The 16,845-nt window shown below is 59.3% G+C and carries 18 protein-coding genes; 9 read left to right on the top strand and 9 right to left on the bottom strand.

The genetic code is table 11. The features are described from left to right. Positions 1-49 precede the first annotated feature (49 nt). From ACQ4MY_RS19785 to ACQ4MY_RS19765, 5 genes are all read left to right on the top strand, one after another. A complete protein-coding gene (locus ACQ4MY_RS19785; RefSeq protein WP_008086905.1) occupies positions 50-1,540 on the top strand; it encodes an aldehyde dehydrogenase in 1,491 nt (496 codons plus the stop codon). Positions 1,541-1,589: 49 nt separating this feature from the next. Continuing rightward, positions 1,590-2,873, top strand: coding sequence for an NAD(P)/FAD-dependent oxidoreductase (locus tag ACQ4MY_RS19780; RefSeq protein ID WP_440096210.1), 1,284 nt, complete (start codon positions 1,590-1,592; stop codon positions 2,871-2,873). Between the two features lie 502 nt (positions 2,874-3,375). After that, a complete protein-coding gene (locus ACQ4MY_RS19775; RefSeq protein ID WP_053121083.1) occupies positions 3,376-3,924 on the top strand; it encodes a cupin domain-containing protein in 549 nt (182 codons plus the stop codon). Between the two features lie 625 nt (positions 3,925-4,549). Next, the gene (locus ACQ4MY_RS19770) at positions 4,550-5,236 is read left to right on the top strand and encodes a hypothetical protein (RefSeq protein WP_440096209.1); all 687 of its coding nucleotides are present in this window, start codon (positions 4,550-4,552) and stop codon (positions 5,234-5,236) included. Between the two features lie 59 nt (positions 5,237-5,295). Continuing rightward, positions 5,296-5,721, top strand: a complete 426-nt coding sequence (locus ACQ4MY_RS19765; protein WP_440096208.1) for a hypothetical protein — start codon at positions 5,296-5,298, stop codon at positions 5,719-5,721. A 101-nt stretch (positions 5,722-5,822) separates the two neighbouring features. Here ACQ4MY_RS19765 and ACQ4MY_RS19760 read toward each other — a convergent pair whose 3' ends face one another. Next, complete coding sequence (locus tag ACQ4MY_RS19760) at positions 5,823-6,254, bottom strand: hypothetical protein (RefSeq protein ID WP_440096207.1); 432 nt, start codon at positions 6,252-6,254, stop codon at positions 5,823-5,825. 164 nt (positions 6,255-6,418) lie between these two features. On the opposite strand from ACQ4MY_RS19760, the gene ACQ4MY_RS19755 reads away from it, so the two are divergent. After that, entirely contained in the window at positions 6,419-6,808 is a 390-nt protein-coding gene (locus ACQ4MY_RS19755) for a hypothetical protein (protein WP_008086910.1), read from the top strand. A 15-nt stretch (positions 6,809-6,823) separates the two neighbouring features. Continuing rightward, positions 6,824-7,246 carry an HD domain-containing protein gene (locus tag ACQ4MY_RS19750; protein WP_440096206.1) on the top strand — a complete coding sequence of 141 codons (423 nt, stop codon included), beginning with the start codon at positions 6,824-6,826 and terminating at the stop codon, positions 7,244-7,246. A gap of 117 nt (positions 7,247-7,363) precedes the next feature. On the opposite strand, the gene ACQ4MY_RS19745 is transcribed toward ACQ4MY_RS19750, so the two are convergent. Continuing rightward, positions 7,364-8,140, bottom strand: a complete 777-nt coding sequence (locus tag ACQ4MY_RS19745; RefSeq protein ID WP_440096205.1) for an NAD(P)H-dependent oxidoreductase — start codon at positions 8,138-8,140, stop codon at positions 7,364-7,366. Positions 8,141-8,201: 61 nt separating this feature from the next. On the opposite strand from ACQ4MY_RS19745, the gene ACQ4MY_RS19740 reads away from it, so the two are divergent. After that, entirely contained in the window at positions 8,202-9,119 is a 918-nt protein-coding gene (locus tag ACQ4MY_RS19740; protein WP_440096204.1) for a LysR family transcriptional regulator, read from the top strand. Positions 9,120-9,373: 254 nt separating this feature from the next. Next, positions 9,374-10,159 carry a DeoR/GlpR family DNA-binding transcription regulator gene (locus tag ACQ4MY_RS19735; RefSeq protein WP_440096203.1) on the top strand — a complete coding sequence of 262 codons (786 nt, stop codon included), beginning with the start codon at positions 9,374-9,376 and terminating at the stop codon, positions 10,157-10,159. A 112-nt stretch (positions 10,160-10,271) separates the two neighbouring features. Here the strand turns inward: ACQ4MY_RS19735 and ACQ4MY_RS19730 are convergent, their stop codons facing one another. The 7 genes from ACQ4MY_RS19730 to ACQ4MY_RS19700 all read right to left on the bottom strand — a co-directional run bounded on the left by ACQ4MY_RS19730 (position 10,272) and on the right by ACQ4MY_RS19700 (position 16,763). After that, a complete protein-coding gene (locus tag ACQ4MY_RS19730; RefSeq protein WP_440096202.1) occupies positions 10,272-11,555 on the bottom strand; it encodes an NAD(P)/FAD-dependent oxidoreductase in 1,284 nt (427 codons plus the stop codon). A gap of 143 nt (positions 11,556-11,698) precedes the next feature. Then, positions 11,699-13,063, bottom strand: coding sequence for a glutamine synthetase family protein (locus ACQ4MY_RS19725; protein ID WP_440096201.1), 1,365 nt, complete (start codon positions 13,061-13,063; stop codon positions 11,699-11,701). A 545-nt stretch (positions 13,064-13,608) separates the two neighbouring features. Next, on the bottom strand, positions 13,609-14,070 hold the full coding sequence (moaE, locus tag ACQ4MY_RS19720; RefSeq protein ID WP_008088783.1) for a molybdopterin synthase catalytic subunit MoaE: 462 nt from the start codon (positions 14,068-14,070) through the stop codon (positions 13,609-13,611). Between the two features lie 3 nt (positions 14,071-14,073). Further along, positions 14,074-14,325 carry a MoaD/ThiS family protein gene (locus ACQ4MY_RS19715; RefSeq protein WP_008088781.1) on the bottom strand — a complete coding sequence of 84 codons (252 nt, stop codon included), beginning with the start codon at positions 14,323-14,325 and terminating at the stop codon, positions 14,074-14,076. Continuing rightward, on the bottom strand, positions 14,322-14,807 hold the full coding sequence (gene moaC / locus ACQ4MY_RS19710) for a cyclic pyranopterin monophosphate synthase MoaC (RefSeq protein ID WP_440096200.1): 486 nt from the start codon (positions 14,805-14,807) through the stop codon (positions 14,322-14,324). Before moaC ends, ACQ4MY_RS19715 begins: the two co-directional genes overlap by 4 nt. Next, a complete protein-coding gene (gene fdhD, locus ACQ4MY_RS19705) occupies positions 14,804-15,637 on the bottom strand; it encodes a formate dehydrogenase accessory sulfurtransferase FdhD (protein ID WP_440096199.1) in 834 nt (277 codons plus the stop codon). The genes moaC and fdhD overlap by 4 nt, the downstream gene beginning before the upstream one ends. 226 nt (positions 15,638-15,863) lie before the next feature. Then, positions 15,864-16,763, bottom strand: a complete 900-nt coding sequence (locus ACQ4MY_RS19700) for a LysR family transcriptional regulator (protein ID WP_440096198.1) — start codon at positions 16,761-16,763, stop codon at positions 15,864-15,866. Positions 16,764-16,845: the final 82 nt, after the last annotated feature.

Raw genomic sequence — 16,845 nt, 5'->3', positions numbered from 1 at the left:
GGCGGCGTTCGTCCGCCGATCACCCCATCCCCCTTGTCGAGCCACAACAATGACAACGACCCGCAACGACTGGGAACAACGCTTCCAGTCCCTGACCATCGAAGCCCGCGCGTTCATCAACGGTGAATACCGCCCGGCCATCAGTGGCGATACCTTCGAATGCCTGAGCCCCGTCGACGGCCGTTTCCTCGCCTCCGTGGCCAGCACCGATGAAGCCGACGCCAACCTCGCCGTTGAAGTCGCGCGCCAGTCTTTTGAATCCGGCGTGTGGGCGAAAAAAGCCCCGGCCGAGCGCAAGCGCATTCTGATCCGCTTCGCCGATCTGATCCTGCAGAACCAGGAAGAACTGGCACTGCTGGAAACCCTCGACATGGGTAAACCGATCAGCGATTCGATGAGCATCGACATCCCGGCGACCGCCAACGCGATCCGCTGGAGCGCCGAAGCCATCGACAAGATCTACGACGAAGTCGCCGCGACCCCGCACGACCAACTCGGCCTCGTCACCCGCGAGCCTTCCGGTGTGGTCGCGGCCATCGTGCCTTGGAACTTCCCGCTGATCATGGCCAGCTGGAAATTCGCCCCGGCGCTGGCAGCGGGCAACTCGTTCATTCTGAAACCTTCGGAAAAGTCGCCACTGACGGCTATCCGCATCGCGCAGTTGGCGCTGGATGCCGGCATTCCGAAAGGCGTGTTCAACGTGCTGCCAGGCTTCGGCCACACCGTCGGCAAAGCGTTGGCGTTGCACATGGACGTCGACGTGCTGGCCTTCACCGGCTCCACGGCGATTGCCAAACAACTGATGATTTATGCCGGCCAAAGCAACATGAAACGCGTCTGGCTCGAAGCAGGGGGCAAGAGCCCGAACGTGGTGTTTGCCGACGCACCGGACTTGCGCGCGGCAGCACAAGCAGCGGCCGGCGCCATTGCCTTCAATCAGGGCGAAGTCTGCACTGCGGGGTCGCGTTTGCTGGTCGAGCGTTCGATCCGCGAACAGTTCATCCCTCTGTTGGTGGAAGCGCTGCAAGCGTGGAAACCGGGTCACGCACTGGATCCGGCGACCACCGTCGGCGCCGTGGTCGATCAGCGTCAACTCGACAACGTGCTGCGCTACATCAGCATCGGTCGTGAGCAGGGTGCCGAGCTTATTACTGGCGGCCAGCGCACCCTCGAAGAAACCGGCGGCCTCTATGTGCAACCGGCGCTCTTCGACGGCGTGACCAACGCAATGACCATCGCCCAGGAAGAAATTTTCGGCCCGGTGCTGTCGCTGATCACCTTCGACACCGCCGAAGAAGCGCTGCAGATCGCCAACGACAGCATCTTCGGTCTCGCCGCCGGCGTGTGGACCAGCAATCTGAGCAAGGCGCACACCTTCGCCCGTGGCTTGCGTGCCGGCAGCGTCTGGGTCAACCAGTACGACGGCGGCGACATGACCGCACCGTTCGGTGGCTTCAAACAGTCGGGCAACGGCCGCGATAAATCGCTGCACGCGTTCGACAAGTACACCGAGCTGAAAGCGACCTGGATCAAGCTCTGACTCTATTACAGCGGTGGTCGCCGTTCATTGGTGGCCCTCGGAGAAACGTATGAAACAGCAACACGTAAACAGCTACTACGCCGCCACCCGCAACGAAGTCATTGACTTCCCGGTTCTGGAAGAAGCGGTGGACTGCGATGTCTGCATCATCGGCGCGGGCTACACCGGCCTGTCTTCGGCACTGTTCCTGACCGAGGCCGGCTACAAAGTGGCCGTGCTGGAAGCTGCGAAAGTCGGCTACGGCGCCAGCGGTCGCAACGGCGGTCAACTGGTCAACTCCTATAGCCGCGACGTCGATGTGATCGAAGAGCGCTACGGCGACAAGACCGCGGAAATTCTCGGCAGCATGATCTTCGAAGGCGCCGACATCATCCGTTCGCGCATCAAGGAATACGACATCAAATGCGACTACCGCCCGGGCGGTATCTTCGCAGCGATGAACAAAAAACAACTCAACGGTCTGGCTGAGCAAAAGCGCAGTTGGGAACGTTACGGCAACCGCAATCTGAAGATGCTCGACGCGGCCGACATTCGTCGTGAGGTCGGCTCCGATGCTTACGTCGGTGGCCTGCTGGACATGCAAGGCGGGCACATTCACCCACTGAACCTGGCGCTGGGTGAAGCCGCCGCCATCGTGCGTCTGGGTGGCAAAATCTACGAGCAATCCGCTGCCGTGGAAATCACCTATGGCGAGCCGATTACCGTGCGCACTGCCAAAGGCCTGGTGCGCGCCAAGTACCTGCTGATCGCCGGCAACGCCTACCTGCCGCAAGGTCTGGACAACCGCGTGACCGCGAAAAGCATGCCGTGCGGCTCGCAGATCGTTGTCACCGAACCGTTGACCGAGAAACAGGCCCGCAGCCTGATCACCAACAATTACTGCGTCGAAGACTGCAATTACTTGCTGGATTACTACCGCCTGACTGCCGACAACCGCCTGCTCTACGGCGGCGGTGTGGTCTACGGCGCGCGCGAACCGGACGATATCGAACAACTGATCCGGCCGAAGATCCTCAAGACCTTCCCGCAACTCAAAGACGTCAAAATCGATTACCGCTGGACCGGCAATTTCCTGCTGACCATGTCACGCATGCCGCAATTCGGCCGTATCGAGAAAAACGCCTACTACATGCAAGGCTACAGCGGCCACGGCGTTACGTGCTCGCACCTGGCCGGCAAACTGATCTCGGAAATGATCCGTGGCGACGCCGAGCGCTTCGACGCCTTCGCGTCCTTGCCGCACATGCCAATGCTCGGCGGCCGCACCTTCTCGGCGCCGCTGACGGCCCTGGGCGCCGTCTACTATTCGCTGCGCGACCGCTTCGGCATCTGAGTTACCTCCCCGGCGGCGGTCCCCAAGGCCCCGCCGGTTTTTCTTATCGCAACACCGCAGATATCCAGATGTGGGCGCTGGCTTGCCAGCGATGAGACCAGCCAACACAACATCAATCCGACTGAAACACCAAAGATCAAATTGTAGGAGTGAGCCTGCTCGCGATGGGGTTAGAAAAGACACCATCACTCCCGCTGACACACCACAAAATCCTGTGGGAGCTGGCTTGCCAGCGATAGCGGCCGATCAGCAAAAGGGATGTTGAATGTGCCACCCATTCGCTGGCAAGCCAGCTCCCACAGGTTTTGCATTCAGCCCGGAATTACCACCGGCAGATTCATTTCACCCACCGTCCATCGAACCTGCTGAGCAACACCGGCAAACGTGATTTAATAGCCGCCTTTCACGGTTCCGGGACACGGGAGCAACGTGATCCGCGCCCTCGGCGCGTCACCCGCCACCCACCCCCATCGCCCTTAAGTCGTTCTCACATAAGGCTGTCATGGATACGGGTTCTCGACTCAAACTAGTACGCGAAAGCTACAAACTCTCCCAGCGCGAGCTGGCCCGGCGTAGCGGCGTGACCAATGCCACCATCTCCCTGATCGAACAGAATCGCGTCAGCCCTTCCGTCAGCTCATTGAAAAAGCTGCTCGAAGGCATCCCGATGTCCTTGGCTGACTTCTTCACCTTCGACCAGCCGCCACGCGAACATCAATACGTATTCCGCGCCAACGAACAGCCGGACCTCGGCCGCCATGGTTTGCGCCTGCTGCTGATCGGCGCCTCGGTACCGAGCCGGCAGATGCGCTTGCTGCGCGAGCAATACGCACCGGGCGCGAGTTCCGGGGAAGAGCCGATTGTGCATGCCGAGGGCGAGGAGTGTGGGCTTGTCACCCGTGGCACAGTCGAGTTGACAGTGGATGGGCAGGTGAGTGTGTTGGGGGCGGGGGACGGGTATTACTTTCCGACGACGCTGCCGCACAAGTTCCGCAATATCGGGGCGGATGAGGCTGAGATTATCAGTGCGAATACGCCGGCGAATTTTTGATCAGCTATACGTTGCGCATTTGAAGTGACTCAAGATCCAGACGATAAAGAAACCGCAGAATGCGGTTTTTTATGCGCTAGTTGAGTTCGTTCGGATTCTGGACTTTGTCTCTGATGATGCTTTTGTGCCATCATTCTGAGCTTACGGATGAATGAGTAACTAATTGTGAGCCACAACACGGATGAGAAGCTCGGTGGAACCGTTGCCGCCGGAATAGGGGCTGCGACAGGCGCTGGCCTTGGAGCTGCGTATGGAGTTACCTCGGCTGAAGCAACAGTAGCAGCGGCTTTGGCAAGTGCAGGAACCGCAGCCGCAACTACAGCAACGTTAGCTGCAGCTGGCGGGGGTAGCCTGGCTGCTGGAGGGACCGGAATGGTCGGTGGAGTTACTGCGATCACAGGGAGTGCTGCTGGTGCCGCAGTCCTTCCTATTGTCGGTTGTGCAGTTGCTGGTGCCGCCGTACTCGGATTGGTCGGATGGGGGCTCATAAAGTTGGCCTCAAGCTACTTGATAAATAACGTTAAAATAAAAACACTCTAGCGGGGGGCTTCAATTTCCGTAGCTTTCGAGGGTGCAGGACTACACTGTTCTTCTATGTGGTATGGCTAAGTTAAGGTAAGTTGCTTTGAATAAAGATGATGGTTCAGCTTGTTTGGTGGATGCTGGCTTAAATGACGAAGAAGTAAAGCCTGTTAAAGCGATCCAAGAATGTTGGTTTAGAAAGATTTCCTTGGTAGTGCTTGATGCTATCTGCCAGGTCTATCAGCGTCAACGTTATAATTTCGCATTCTTTTTTGTAATCGGTATGGTTTGCATGTTGTTAATGTTGTTCGGGGAGTATTTACCGTTCGGGAAGGATTTCCCAAAGTTTTTTCAGGGGGTTTATGGGGAGCATTTAGCCTACCGAAGTATACTAGTGGCATTTATTGGTTGCTATTTTATGGTGTTCGTAAGTTACATAAAAAAAGGTCCGCGAACCTACAAAGGTTCGAGTAAACACTCAAAGGCTTTTCTTGTTGTTAGCCGCCCTGCGCGTTTTGGTGAAGACCTTTGTTGCGTCGCCGCTGCAGTTAGTGCGCCACTGTCCTTAGCGGTGACCATATGTACCGGTGCGGTTCTCGCTGCAGTCGGATATCTGATTGGCTTGCTAATACTTGCATTGCTGTTCCGGGGTATGCCATGGCTAGTCTATAATAAGGATTTTCAGTCCGGAAATATCCGCTTTGATCGAGTGCTTTATTTTATTGGTGCCCTTGTTGCAGTTTTTGCAGTTTGGTATGCAGCTGGTCCTATGTCTAAAGCCTTTGGTTAGGTGAGTATCGTTTCCGGAATAAAGATACGCTTCATACTGGGCTTTTAGGGGGGGATCTGATGAAACTGATTTTTGCCATCATATTGTTGCTCATCAGCGGCTACGCTTCAGCCAGTTGCGGCAACATTGATGACCATGACCAACGTAACTATTGCTACGCCCGGGAAAGCGGCGGCAGTTGCGGCAATATCGATAATCATGACTTGCGCGAGCGCTGCAACGCGGAGAACGGCAATGGTTCCTGCGGTAACATTGCCGATCACGACCAGCGCGCTTATTGCAATGCCAAAAAGAGCGGCGGCAGTTGCGGCAATATCGATGATCACGATTTGCGTGAGCGCTGCAACGCAGAGAACGGCAACGGCTCCTGCGGCAACATCGGTGATCATGACCAGCGTGCTTTTTGTAATGCCATGAAGGGCAACGGAAGCTGCGGTGATATCAGTGAGCACGACTTGCGAACGCGATGCGAGTCCAAGCGTTGAGAGCAATCACCGCCACGAGAGGTGCTTGTTGAATCAATTGAGCCCGGCATGAGCCGGGCTTTTTTTGCGCTGAATTCCTGGGGGCAATACCATCGGGTCGTTTACTTCGTTTTCCAATGCCCACCCCCATTCTCACAATCAATCCGCGCCTGCGCCAAATGCTCCACGTCGTAGTAATACGTGGTCACCTGTGCGCTGGCCGGGATGTTGAGCGCCTTGGCGTTTTTGTCCTTGCTGGTGGAATGCGGGTTAGCCAGCGACTCCTGGGTGAGGGTGGCGATACACGTTGCCTGATAGTGGTCGGCGCAGTGCTCGACTTTGTTCTTGGTGCTGCTGAGCATGTCTTTGCTTTCGTTGCTGCACGACCAATCGATGGCATTGACGGGCATGCCTTCGTATTCGTAGCAGCTGTGGGTTTCGATGGCCGGCACCGAGGCGCTGGAGGATTGCGTTTGCACATCGCAACCCTCGGCCATGACGCAGGTGGGGATGACGCTGAAAGTGGCAAGCAGGAGCAGAAATCGAATGTTCATCGCTGTTTCCTCTGCGGTGACGCCATTGCCGATCACTGACAGGGCGTCTCTTTCTTTCGAGATGACGTGGCGCAGGGAGGTTCAATCAGGTTGTTCGTTTGCACCGCTCCGGTAGACTGCCAACCATCGCGACTCTCCAGCGCCCCAAGGATCGGAACATTGCCATGATCGAAATCGGCAGCCGCAACAACGCCCCCACGCCGCAACACAAAAGCCACGATGTGTATCTGTTCAGTATCGACCCGTCGCGGCCGGCGACACCGTTCTGTTTCGAGCAGTCGATTGGCGGTGGGCATGCCGAGCAGGGCGGGGCGCGCTGGCTGGCGCTGGACGAGCTGGACGCGTGGCCCGGTCAATGTCGGGAGCACCTGAAAAAAGCCGATTGCGCCTGGGTCGTCGAGTTGCTCGATGCCCACCCCGATGCCGATCAGGCAGCGCTGGTGTCGATGATTCTCAAGCAGCATGCCGAGGCGGGTACGTCCGGTGGGCGCTTGAAGGCGATTGGCGGTTGGCTCAAGCGCAATATTCATGTTGGCGGCCGCTACGGCCTTTAACCCTCGGAGACTCCCATGACTCAGACACTCGAACGCGCCATTGCCATCGCTGCCACGGCTCATGCGGGGCAGGTCGACAAGGGCGGCGCGCCGTACATTTTGCATCCGCTGAAAGTGATGATGCGCATGTCTTCGCTGGAGGAGCGCATCGTCGCCGTGCTGCACGATGTGGTCGAGGACTGTGACATCAGCCTTGAGGACCTGCGCCAGGAAGGTTTCAGCGAGGACGTGCTGACGGCCATTGCAGCCGTCACCAAAGTGCCTGGCGAGTCCTACGAGGACTTCGTCGAACGCGCGGGCCAGAACCCGATCGGGCGATTGGTAAAACTCGCGGATCTGGAAGAGAACAGCGACCTCTCGCGTATCGCCTCGCCGAGCTGGGAAGACCTCGAGCGGATCGAGAAGTATCGCCGCGCCATCGCAAGACTGCGCAACTGAAACCCCGTCTGGCTGAAAGCACGCCACACCGCATCCGGTAGGAGCTGCCGCAGGCTGCGATCTTTTGATCTGCTGTTTGAAAAAACAAAGTCAAAAGATCGCAGCCTGCGGCAGCTCCTACAGGAGGTGTGCTGCGAAGCCTTGGCGGTCGGGGGTGATTGGGTCTTTGAGGGTCAGTGCCGGAATCTCGTAGTCGCCCGCGTTCTGTTGCCGAAACGCAATCGGGCGCGTACTCCACAACTCATCCAGTCGGCGGCCTAATTCGTCGCAGGTCTCGGCATACCGCGCCGCGTCCATCCGGCTGGTGCGATACACCAGAAACGGCGGCACTACTTCAAAACCGGGGTAGTACAGAATTCCGTGCTGGATCGGAAACAGCAGATCATCCATCGGCCCGTTAATCCCGCGCGGCGCGTAATGCGACTCCCACCCACCGGTGGTGACCATCAACATCGCCCGTTTGCCTTTCATTTTCCCCTCGCCATAGCGCTCGCCCCAACGACTGTCGGAGTGTTCACCGACGCCGTAGGCAAAACCGTAGGCGTACACCCGATCGACCCAGCCTTTGAGAATGGCCGGCATGGTGAACCACCACAGCGGAAACTGCAGGATCAACGCATCCGCCCACAGCAGTTTCTCTTGCTCGCGAGCGATATCGTCGGCCTGGGTGCCTTCGGCGTAAGCGACTTTCGAGTCGAGCGAGGCATGGAACGGTTTCGTCGCATCGCGCTCAGGGGCGTCGTCGGCGTCGAGGGTAGGTTTCCAGTTCATCGCATAGAGGTCGGAGACCTGCACGGTGTGGCCGGCGGCTTGCAGGCGCTGGACGCTGAAGTCCCGCAGCGAGCCGTTGAGGGAGGTCGGTTCAGGGTGGGCGTAGACCAGTAAGACATTCATGTTGAGGTTCCTGTGCTTGAGTGACAGCAGGATCGGCGTTCACCCGGTATATTGGAAATGAATGTCTGATATGTCTGGTATAGCCGTGAATAATTTGAGACGCCTCGATATCAATCTGCTGCTCACGCTCGATGTGTTGCTGTCCGAGCACAACGTCACCCGCGCGGCGCAACGGCTGAACCTGTCGCAACCTTCGGTGAGCGTGCATCTGGCCAAGTTGCGCGACATTTTTGGCGATCCGTTGCTACTGCCGGGGCCGCGAGGAATGCGCCCGACCGCGCGCGCCGATGAATTGCGCGAGCCGTTGCGCGAAGCGTTGGAAGCACTGGAAAGAGCAGTGGCGCCGGCGAGTGCATTTGATCCGGCACAGGCAACGCACACCTGGAAAATCGCCGCCACGGACTACGGCGAATCGACCGTTGTCCTGCCGGCCCTCAGCGGGTTGCGCGAACAGGCGCCGGGCACGCGCCTGGCAGTGATCGACCTGACTCCCGCGCATTTGGTCAAGCAGGCCGAGCAGGGCGTCTTCGACATTGCTCTGCACATCAGCGAAGACGCGCCGCCGGAGTTGCACTCACGACCGTTGTTCACGGAGCGTTATGTGCTGGCCGGTCGTATCGGTCATCCGGGTTTGCAGCGCGCACCCACCCGGCAACAGTTCTGCGCATTGGAGCATGTGATGGTGTCGCGTGAGGGCGGAGGGTTTTTCGGCGTGACCGACAAGGCGTTGGCCGATGTCGGGTTGCAAAGAAAAGTGGTGTTGTCGGTGCCGCACTTTCTGATGGTGATGTCGGTGCTGGCCAGCACCGATCTGGTGGCGATGCTGCCGTCACGCCTGGTGCGTGGCAACCCGGCATTGCAAGTGGTCGACGCGCCGCTGGAAGTACCCGGTTACGAGATGACGATGTTCTGGGGCGAACGCTCGCACCGCGATCCGGCGCACAAATGGCTTCGCGAGCAGTTGCTGGCCTCGGTCTGACGGGGGTTACGCGTGGCCGAGCGCGACGGCAAACGACACGACGATCATGCACGCGAACGCGAAATTGAGATTCATGAGGTGTTCATCCTGAGCCTTATTGAAGTGCAGCCATTGTGGACAGGCTGAAAGCGAAGAAAAAATTCGCCTTGTTGATTCCAATGATCGAAACAATTGATAGCCGCTTGTTTGTGTTTGCCCGAAGCTTTCGCTAGTCTCGCTAAAACCTGCAATTACAAGCATAAACAGGCGTAACCATGCACGACCACTCCGCGTCCGAACTTCCCTCTCTGCGCCGCCAGAAAATTCTTCTGATCCTTGAACGCGACGGCAAAGTCATGGCGTCCGAGCTGAGTCAGCACTTTGCGGTGTCCGAAGACACCATCCGCCGCGACCTCGCTGAACTGGATAACGCAGGGCTTGTGCAGCGGGTTCACGGTGGCGCGCTGCCGCGTCCGAAGGACTCCGGCAAGGATTACTTCGCGCGGCTGGATGAAACCGATGAGGTGAAAATCCGTCTCGCGCAATTGGCCGCGCAGCAGATCGAGGATGGGCAGATTGTGCTGTTCGATTCCGGCTCGACGACGTTGCAGGTCGCGCGCTCGTTGCGTGCCGATATCAGCATCACGGCGGTGACGGCCTCACCGATGACGGCGATTGCGTTGTCGGAATTCAAGGGAGTGAAGGTGATTCTGGCGGGCGGGGTGTTGAACCCGAGGACCATGTCCGCGAGTGGTCATGAGACGTTGCGTTTGCTTGCGGGGATCAAGGCGGATCTGGCGATTACCGGCGTATGTGCGATCCATCCGGAGGTGGGGATTACCTCGTTGCATTTCGATGAAGTGCCGGTGAAACAAATGATGCTCGATGGCGCGGCGCGGGTGATTGCGGTGACCTCGGCGGACAAGCTTGGGGCGGTTGAGCCGTTTGTCGTGGCGGGGTGCGAGCGATTGCACACGCTGATCACTGAACGGCATCTGGCATCAGGGAGTGTCGAGGATTATCGACGCTTGGGCATCGTTGTCGAGCAACTGCCAGACTGAGACCGCCCCCCCTGTAGGAGCTGCCGAAGGCTGCGATCTTTTGATCTTGTTTTTTAAAATCAAGATCAAAAGATCGCAGCCTTCGGCAGCTCCTACAGGGGAGGGTGTTGTATCAGCGCAGCTTTTCGAGCATCTGGTAGTACCACATGCCTGCCGCCAGCATCGGGTTCCCCAGCCAATCCCCCATCGGCACACGAATGTGCTGGCACGCGGCAAACGTGTCGAACTGTTCCAGCTGCCCGGTAATCGCCCGGCTCATGATCTCGCCCATGATGTGCGTGGTGGCGATGCCATGTCCCGAGTAGCCCTGGCAATACCAGACATTGTCCGAGAGTTTGCCCAGTTGCGGGATGCGGTTGATGACGATGCCCATCGCGCAGCTCCACTGATAGTCGATCTGCACGCCTTTGAGCGCCGGAAAGGTTTGCTCGATGCAGGGCCGCAGTTCGCCGGCAATGTCGCGTGAATCCTTGCCGCTGTAGTTGGCGCCGCCACCGAACAGCAAGCGCCCGTCGGCGGTGAGGCGGTAGTAGTCGAGGACGAAGCGGCAGTCGTAGACCGCGAGGTCTTCGGGGTTGATCTGCCTGGCCAGTTCGCCCAGCGGCGCGGTGGTGACGATGCCGCCCATGGCCGGGAAGATCTTGCCTTTGAGCTGGCCCGGTTCGAGCTTGTGGTAGACGTCGCCGGCGAGCATCACTTGCTTGGCGTCGATCTGACCGTGAGCGGTTCTTACCCCTGGCGTATCGCCGTGAATGATCTCCAGCACTTCGCTGTTTTCGAAGATCAGCGCGCCGAGGCTTTCTGCTGCCCGCGCTTCGCCGATGCACAGATTCAGTGGGTGCAAATGCATGTTGCGGGTGTTCTTGATGGCGCCGTGATAGAGGTCGCTTTGCAGCAGATCGCGGACCTGGCTGCGGTCGAGCAGGCTGACTTCATCACCCAGTCCACGACGCACCGCTTCTTCGTAATCGTTGCGCAGATCGGTCATGTGGCCCGGCTTGTAGGCCGCGTGCAGATGGCCGTGTTTGAGATCGCACTGGATGGCGTATTTTTCGACACGCTGCTTGATGATCTCGTGCCCGCGCCAGCGCAGGTGCCAGATGAAATCGTCGACGTTATCGCCGAGTTTCGCGCGCATCTGTTTACGCATTGCGCCGTCGCCGGAGAGGCTGCCGGTGACCTGCCCGCCGTTGCGCCCGGTGGCGCCCCAGCCGATTTTGTTGCTCTCGACGATGGCAACTTTCAGGCCTTTTTCGGCGAGTTCAACGGCGGAGGCGACGCCGGTGAAACCGCCCCCGATGATCACCACGTCAACCGCGTGCCGACCTTGCAGGGTCGGGTAGTGGGTGTCCTGGTTGAGGGTGGCGGTGTAGTAGGAATTGCAGCGTTCGGTCATTTTAAAAGTCCACACAGAATTCGGTACGCGTTCCCCTGTAGGAGTGAGCCTGCTCGCGATAGCGGTGTGTCAGTCAAAACAGGGCTAACTGACAGATTGCTATCGCGAGCGGGCTCACTCCTACAGGGGGTAGTGGCGAGGCTTCAGGCTTCGGTGAGGTACCAACGCCAATCCTGCTCGCCCACTTCAGCCATGAATTGCCGGTACTCGGCACGCTTCACCGCCAGATACACCCCGAGAAATTCCTGCCCCAACGCATCGCGTGCCCACACGGAGTTTTCCAGTGCCTGCAACGACGTCAGCCAGTCAGTCGGCAGCAATTCCTTGGCTTGCGCGTAACCATTGCCCTCGACCGGCGCTCCCGGATCGAGGTTTTCACGAATGCCGCGATGAATACCGGCAAGGATCGCCGCCGCCGCCAGATACGGGTTGGCATCGGCGCCGCAGATGCGGTGTTCGATGTGTCGGGTGTTGGCCGGACCGCCCGGCACGCGCAGGCTGACGGTGCGGTTGTCGACGCCCCAGGTCGGCGCCAATGGCGCGTAGCTGTTGGCCTGGAAACGACGGTAAGAGTTGGCGTTCGGGCAGAACAGCAGCAGCGTGTCCAGCAACGATGCGAGCATGCCGCCAATCGCCGTACGCAGCAGCGGCGTGCCAGCGGGGTCTTCGGAAGCAAACAGATTGTGCCCCGCGCTGTCGGCGAGGCTGACGTGCATGTGCATGCCGGTACCGGCCAGATCGTCGAACGGCTTGGCCATGAACGTCGCCTGCATGCCGTGCTTGTGCGCCACGGCTTTGACCACGCGTTTGTAGCGCACAGCCTGATCCATCGCCTGCAACGCATCGCCGTGTTCGAGGGTGATTTCCACCTGGCCCGGTGCGTATTCGGAGATCGCCGTGCGTGCCGGAATACCGTGCAGTTTGCAGGCGCTGTAGAGGTCGGCGAGGAACGGTTCGATCTGCTCCAGCTCGCGCAAACCGTAGACCTGCGTATGTCGCGGTCGACCACCGTCAGCATCCAGTGCCGGTTGCGGGCGTCCGTTGTGATCGCGCTTGGCGTCGAGCAGATAGAACTCCAGTTCGCACGCCATGATCGGGTAGTAGCCCTCGGCCTTGAGGCCGTCGATGACCTTGATCAGCAGATGGCGCGGGTCGGCAATACTGGCCGGCATGCCCTCGGTCGGGTGCATGCTGACCTGCACCGCCGCGGTCGGAATCTGCCGCCATGGCAAGCGCACCAGGCTGCCTTCCAGCGGGTAGGCGCGGCAGTCGATGTCGCCGACGTCCCAGACCAGACCGGAGTTCTCGACGTCTTCGCCTTGCACGGTCAAGCCAAGGATGGTGCTCGGCAGCGGGCGACCGCTTTGATAAACGGCGAGCAGTTCTTCGCGGTGCAACAGCTTGCCGCGTGGCACGCCGTTGGCGTCGAGAATGAACAGCTCGATCATGTCGATATCAGGGTTTTGTTCGAGGAACAGGCGTGCGTCTTCAATGGCTGCGAATTTCATGGCAAACACTCAGGGGGGCGCCGCACAGGCGCGCAGATTCGGGCCGGACGACTTTAGAGGGCAAAAGCCCAGGCGTCCTGGCAGGGATATCGAAAGAGAAAGGGCCTACACGTTTTTCAGACGTGATCAGGCAGTAGCGCAGATATCCGGCGGGCGTGCGGAGTGACGCAGCTTGGAGCGGCGCAGGGCCATGGGGAGATTGACGATGCGATTCATGCGCAACCCCTGTCGCAGAGGGGGCGCACAGCGGAGACGTTCAACGATTTTAGTTGTTGTAGTGACGTGCTCATAACGCGTGTTTCCGTTGGCGGAAAACGTCGGTGGCGGGGCAGACCCGCTTACCGGTGTGCCACGGATAGTAAGGGGGAATCTGCGGGCGTGTAAACGCTCAATGTGAAATATCTTGAACACCCAAATTTGAAGAAGATTCTGTGGTGAGGGGATTTATCCCCGACGCGCCGCACGGCGGTCTGCAAAAACGCTGGGCCTGCTGCGCAGTCCATCGGGGATAAATCCCCTCGCCACAGGTTTACATTCAATCTTGTTCAGGCGTGCGCCAGGCTCCAGCGCAGCGCCGCATTCTGGTCGCAGTCGCGCGCTTGCACCCAGTGCGCGCCTTCAGGCGTGGTTTCGCGTTTCCAGAACGGTGCGCGGGTCTTGAGCACGTCCATGATGAACGCGCAGGCTTCGAACGCCATGTGCCGGTGTTTGCTGCTGACGCCGACAAACACGATCGGCTCGCACACCGACAATGCGCCCACCCGATGGACGATTTCCACACCCAGCAACGGCCAGCGCTCGCGCGCTTCGTCGGCAATCTGTTCGAGGGATTTTTCAGTCATGCCCGGATAGTGTTCCAGAAACAACTCGTTCACCGGTTGGCCAATGTTCAAGTCACGCACGTAACCAATAAACGTCACCACCGCGCCCACCCGTGGATTGCGCGCGTGCAGATCGGCAGTCAGTTGACCGATGTCGAAGCTCTTGTACTGGACTCGAATTGCCATTGGTCAGCCCCCGGTAACCGGTGGGAAAAAGGCGATTTCGTCGAAATCTTCAATTGCCTGACTCGGCTGGCACAGCTCCTGATTGACTGCGCACATCAGGTTGCCGGCACCGAGCACTTCGCGCCAAAGCTCGCCGCGCGCCATGAGCATCTGTCGAACATCTTCGACACTGCCCAAGGCTTCGCTCAGCGGAATCTTTTCCCCGCCCAGGTTGAGCCGGTCACGGTAGCTGGCGAAGTAGTTGATCAGGATCATTGCGCGTCCTCCCATTGAAAATGTCCGGAGCGACCACCCTGTTTGCTGAGCAGGCGGATGTCGCCGATGACCATCGCCCGGTCGACGGCTTTGCACATGTCGTAAATAGTCAGCGCGGCGACGCTGGCGGCGGTCAAGGCTTCGAGCTCGACACCGGTCTGCCCGGTGAGGCGGCAGGTGCTGGTGATTTGCACGCGATCCGGTGCGCAGGCCTTGAGCTCGACGTGAATCGAGCTGAGCAGCAGCGCATGGCACAGCGGGATCAGCTCGTGAGTACGCTTGGCCGCTTGAATCCCGGCGATACGCGCCACGGCGAACACGTCGCCTTTGGGATGACCGTTGGCCTGGATCATCTGCAGGGTTTCCGGGCGCATTTGCACCCAGGCTTGCGCGGTGGCTTCGCGGCGAGTGGCAGCCTTGTCGCTGACATCGACCATGTTGGCGCGGCCCTGATCGTCGAGGTGGGTGAGGGTGTTGCTCATGCGGAAAACTCCTGAACCGGGCTATAAATGCGCGGGGCGTTGCGGTGGGGTACGTGGATCAGATTGAGCCGGTGCTTGAGCGCCCAGCGCACGGTCAATGCGGTGGGTGCCGACAGGCTGACGAGGGTGCCGAGGCGGGCGCGCACGGCTTTGTGAATCAGTTCGAGGCTGCAACGGCTGGTGACCACGACAAAGCCTTGGCGGGCGTCGACAGCATCGCTGTGCAGAGCGCCGATGAGCTTGTCGAGGGCGTTGTGGCGGCCAATGTCCTCGCGACACAGCAGGGCTTCACCCGTGGCATCGAAGTACAGCGCCGCGTGCAGGGCGCCACTGCTGCGGGCCAGTGATTGAGCCTGCTCGATGCGCTGGCGGATGTTGTCGAAATGCGCCGCCGGTGGCAGCGTTGACGGCGGCAGAATCTCCAGCGGCGGCAGCGCCTGCTCCAGCGCTTCGACGCCGCACAGGCCACAGCCGCTGGTGCCTGCCATTTGGCGACGATGTTCCTTCAGCGCCCAGAAGGCGCGGTTGGAAATCTGCACGTCGGCTTGGCAGGCCTGATCGAAATGGGTGAGGCGCAGGTCATGGATTTCGTCAACGCTGGCGATGATCGCGTTGCTCAGGCTGAAGCCTCGGATGAAGTCTTCAATATTGCCGGGCGAGACCATCATCACCGCTTGATTCAAGCCGTTGTAGGTGATGGCCAGGGCGATTTCCGCCGCGAGCGCCGCGTGCGCTACCGCTGCGTCAGGCAGGTATTCGCGATACGCCACCTGCGCCGGTTGTGGTGCGGGGGCGTTGGGTTCGGTGGTGGGTTCGACGTGGCAGAGCATCTTGAAAGTCCCGAAGCGCTGAAGAGTGTTCAGGCTACGGGGGCGTAAAAAAAGCGTCCAATCGCTTGTTCCGATCTGCTGATCGGATGCATCTATCACTCCCTGTAGGAGCTGCCGCAGGCTGCGATCTTTTGATTTTGATTGTTAAAAACAAGATCAAAAGATCGCAGCCTGCGGCAGCTCCTACAGGTTCTGGATTTTGCGCAGGCTGGGTTGAACTGGTCAATTATTCGGCAGGCACCTCAACTCCAAACAGTTTGCGCGCCTCGGCAAAGCACTTCTCGGCAATCGCCGAGCGCGGTTCGGTCTTGCGCATCACCAGGCCCAATGGCGCAAGCACGCTGGCATCCGGTAACTGCATGAACGACAGATGCTCGATCGGCTCCTCAAGCCCGCTGTCCAGCGGCATGATCGAGCAGCAGAATCCCTGGTGAATCGCCTGCAATAGCTGATACGTCGAATCGCTCTCCATGATCGGCTGCGGACTGAGCCCACGGCTGCGAAAGCTCAAGTCAATCGATTTGCGGTAATGCATGCCGGTGGTGATCATGCCCAACGGCAGTTCGGCGGCAGCTTCCCAGCTCATTTCCGTGCCTTCGAAATGGAAGTGACGGTTGTCATAGAGCAGCCCGACGCGGGTTTCGCCGATCTCGAAAAACTCGAAATAGTTCGGGTTGACGTGATCGAGGTAACACACGCCCAGGTCCAGTTGGTTGTTGCCCAGCCCTGCGATGATTTCGTCGGAACTGAGCGATGACAGGCTGAATTTCAGCTCGGGATACGAGCCCGACAAGCCTTGGATGTAATTGACCGGGTTGAAGCTGCTCAGTGGCACCAACCCCAGGCGCAAGCTGCCGACCAGTTGCCCGCGACACGCCGCCGCTTCGGCGAACAAGCCGTCGTGCGCAGCCAGCAAGGTCCGCGCCCAGGCCAGCACGCGCTCGCCTGCCTGGGTAAATCCTTCAAAGCGCTGGCCACGGTTGACCAGTACCAGATCCAGCTCATCTTCCAGATTGCGCAGGCGCATCGACAGGGTCGGCTGAGTGATATGGCAGCGTGCGGCGGCCTGGCCGAAGTGACGGGTTTCGTCCAGCGCGATCAGGAACTTGAGTTGTTTGATGTCCACGATGGCACCTGCTCGATGGGAATTTTGATTGAGTATTGACGCAGCGGCGCGCAGCGCACGAAAAGCGCAGGCGGCGACGATC

The sequence above is a fragment of the Pseudomonas sp. SM4 genome (genome assembly GCF_051913165.1).
Classification (GTDB): Bacteria; Pseudomonadota; Gammaproteobacteria; order Pseudomonadales; family Pseudomonadaceae; genus Aquipseudomonas.
Note: the sequence above shows the minus strand (reverse complement) of the source record. Positions and strands in the feature narration are given on the sequence as shown.

Bases quoted from the DNA above. Each gene is read 5' to 3' on its own strand.
- ACQ4MY_RS19785 (WP_008086905.1), top strand. From the start codon at position 50: ATGACAACGACCCGCAACGACTGGGAACAACGCTTCCAGTCCCTGACC.
- ACQ4MY_RS19780 (WP_440096210.1), top strand. From the start codon at position 1,590: ATGAAACAGCAACACGTAAACAGCTACTACGCCGCCACCCGCAACGAA.
- ACQ4MY_RS19775 (WP_053121083.1), top strand. From the start codon at position 3,376: ATGGATACGGGTTCTCGACTCAAACTAGTACGCGAAAGCTACAAACTC.
- ACQ4MY_RS19765 (WP_440096208.1), top strand. From the start codon at position 5,296: ATGAAACTGATTTTTGCCATCATATTGTTGCTCATCAGCGGCTACGCT.
- ACQ4MY_RS19760 (WP_440096207.1), bottom strand. From the start codon at position 6,254: ATGAACATTCGATTTCTGCTCCTGCTTGCCACTTTCAGCGTCATCCCC.
- ACQ4MY_RS19755 (WP_008086910.1), top strand. From the start codon at position 6,419: ATGATCGAAATCGGCAGCCGCAACAACGCCCCCACGCCGCAACACAAA.
- ACQ4MY_RS19750 (WP_440096206.1), top strand. From the start codon at position 6,824: ATGACTCAGACACTCGAACGCGCCATTGCCATCGCTGCCACGGCTCAT.
- ACQ4MY_RS19745 (WP_440096205.1), bottom strand. From the start codon at position 8,140: ATGAATGTCTTACTGGTCTACGCCCACCCTGAACCGACCTCCCTCAAC.
- ACQ4MY_RS19740 (WP_440096204.1), top strand. From the start codon at position 8,202: ATGTCTGATATGTCTGGTATAGCCGTGAATAATTTGAGACGCCTCGAT.
- ACQ4MY_RS19735 (WP_440096203.1), top strand. From the start codon at position 9,374: ATGCACGACCACTCCGCGTCCGAACTTCCCTCTCTGCGCCGCCAGAAA.
- ACQ4MY_RS19730 (WP_440096202.1), bottom strand. From the start codon at position 11,555: ATGACCGAACGCTGCAATTCCTACTACACCGCCACCCTCAACCAGGAC.
- ACQ4MY_RS19725 (WP_440096201.1), bottom strand. From the start codon at position 13,063: ATGAAATTCGCAGCCATTGAAGACGCACGCCTGTTCCTCGAACAAAAC.
- moaE (WP_008088783.1), bottom strand. From the start codon at position 14,070: ATGGCAATTCGAGTCCAGTACAAGAGCTTCGACATCGGTCAACTGACT.
- ACQ4MY_RS19715 (WP_008088781.1), bottom strand. From the start codon at position 14,325: ATGATCCTGATCAACTACTTCGCCAGCTACCGTGACCGGCTCAACCTG.
- moaC (WP_440096200.1), bottom strand. From the start codon at position 14,807: ATGAGCAACACCCTCACCCACCTCGACGATCAGGGCCGCGCCAACATG.
- fdhD (WP_440096199.1), bottom strand. From the start codon at position 15,637: ATGCTCTGCCACGTCGAACCCACCACCGAACCCAACGCCCCCGCACCA.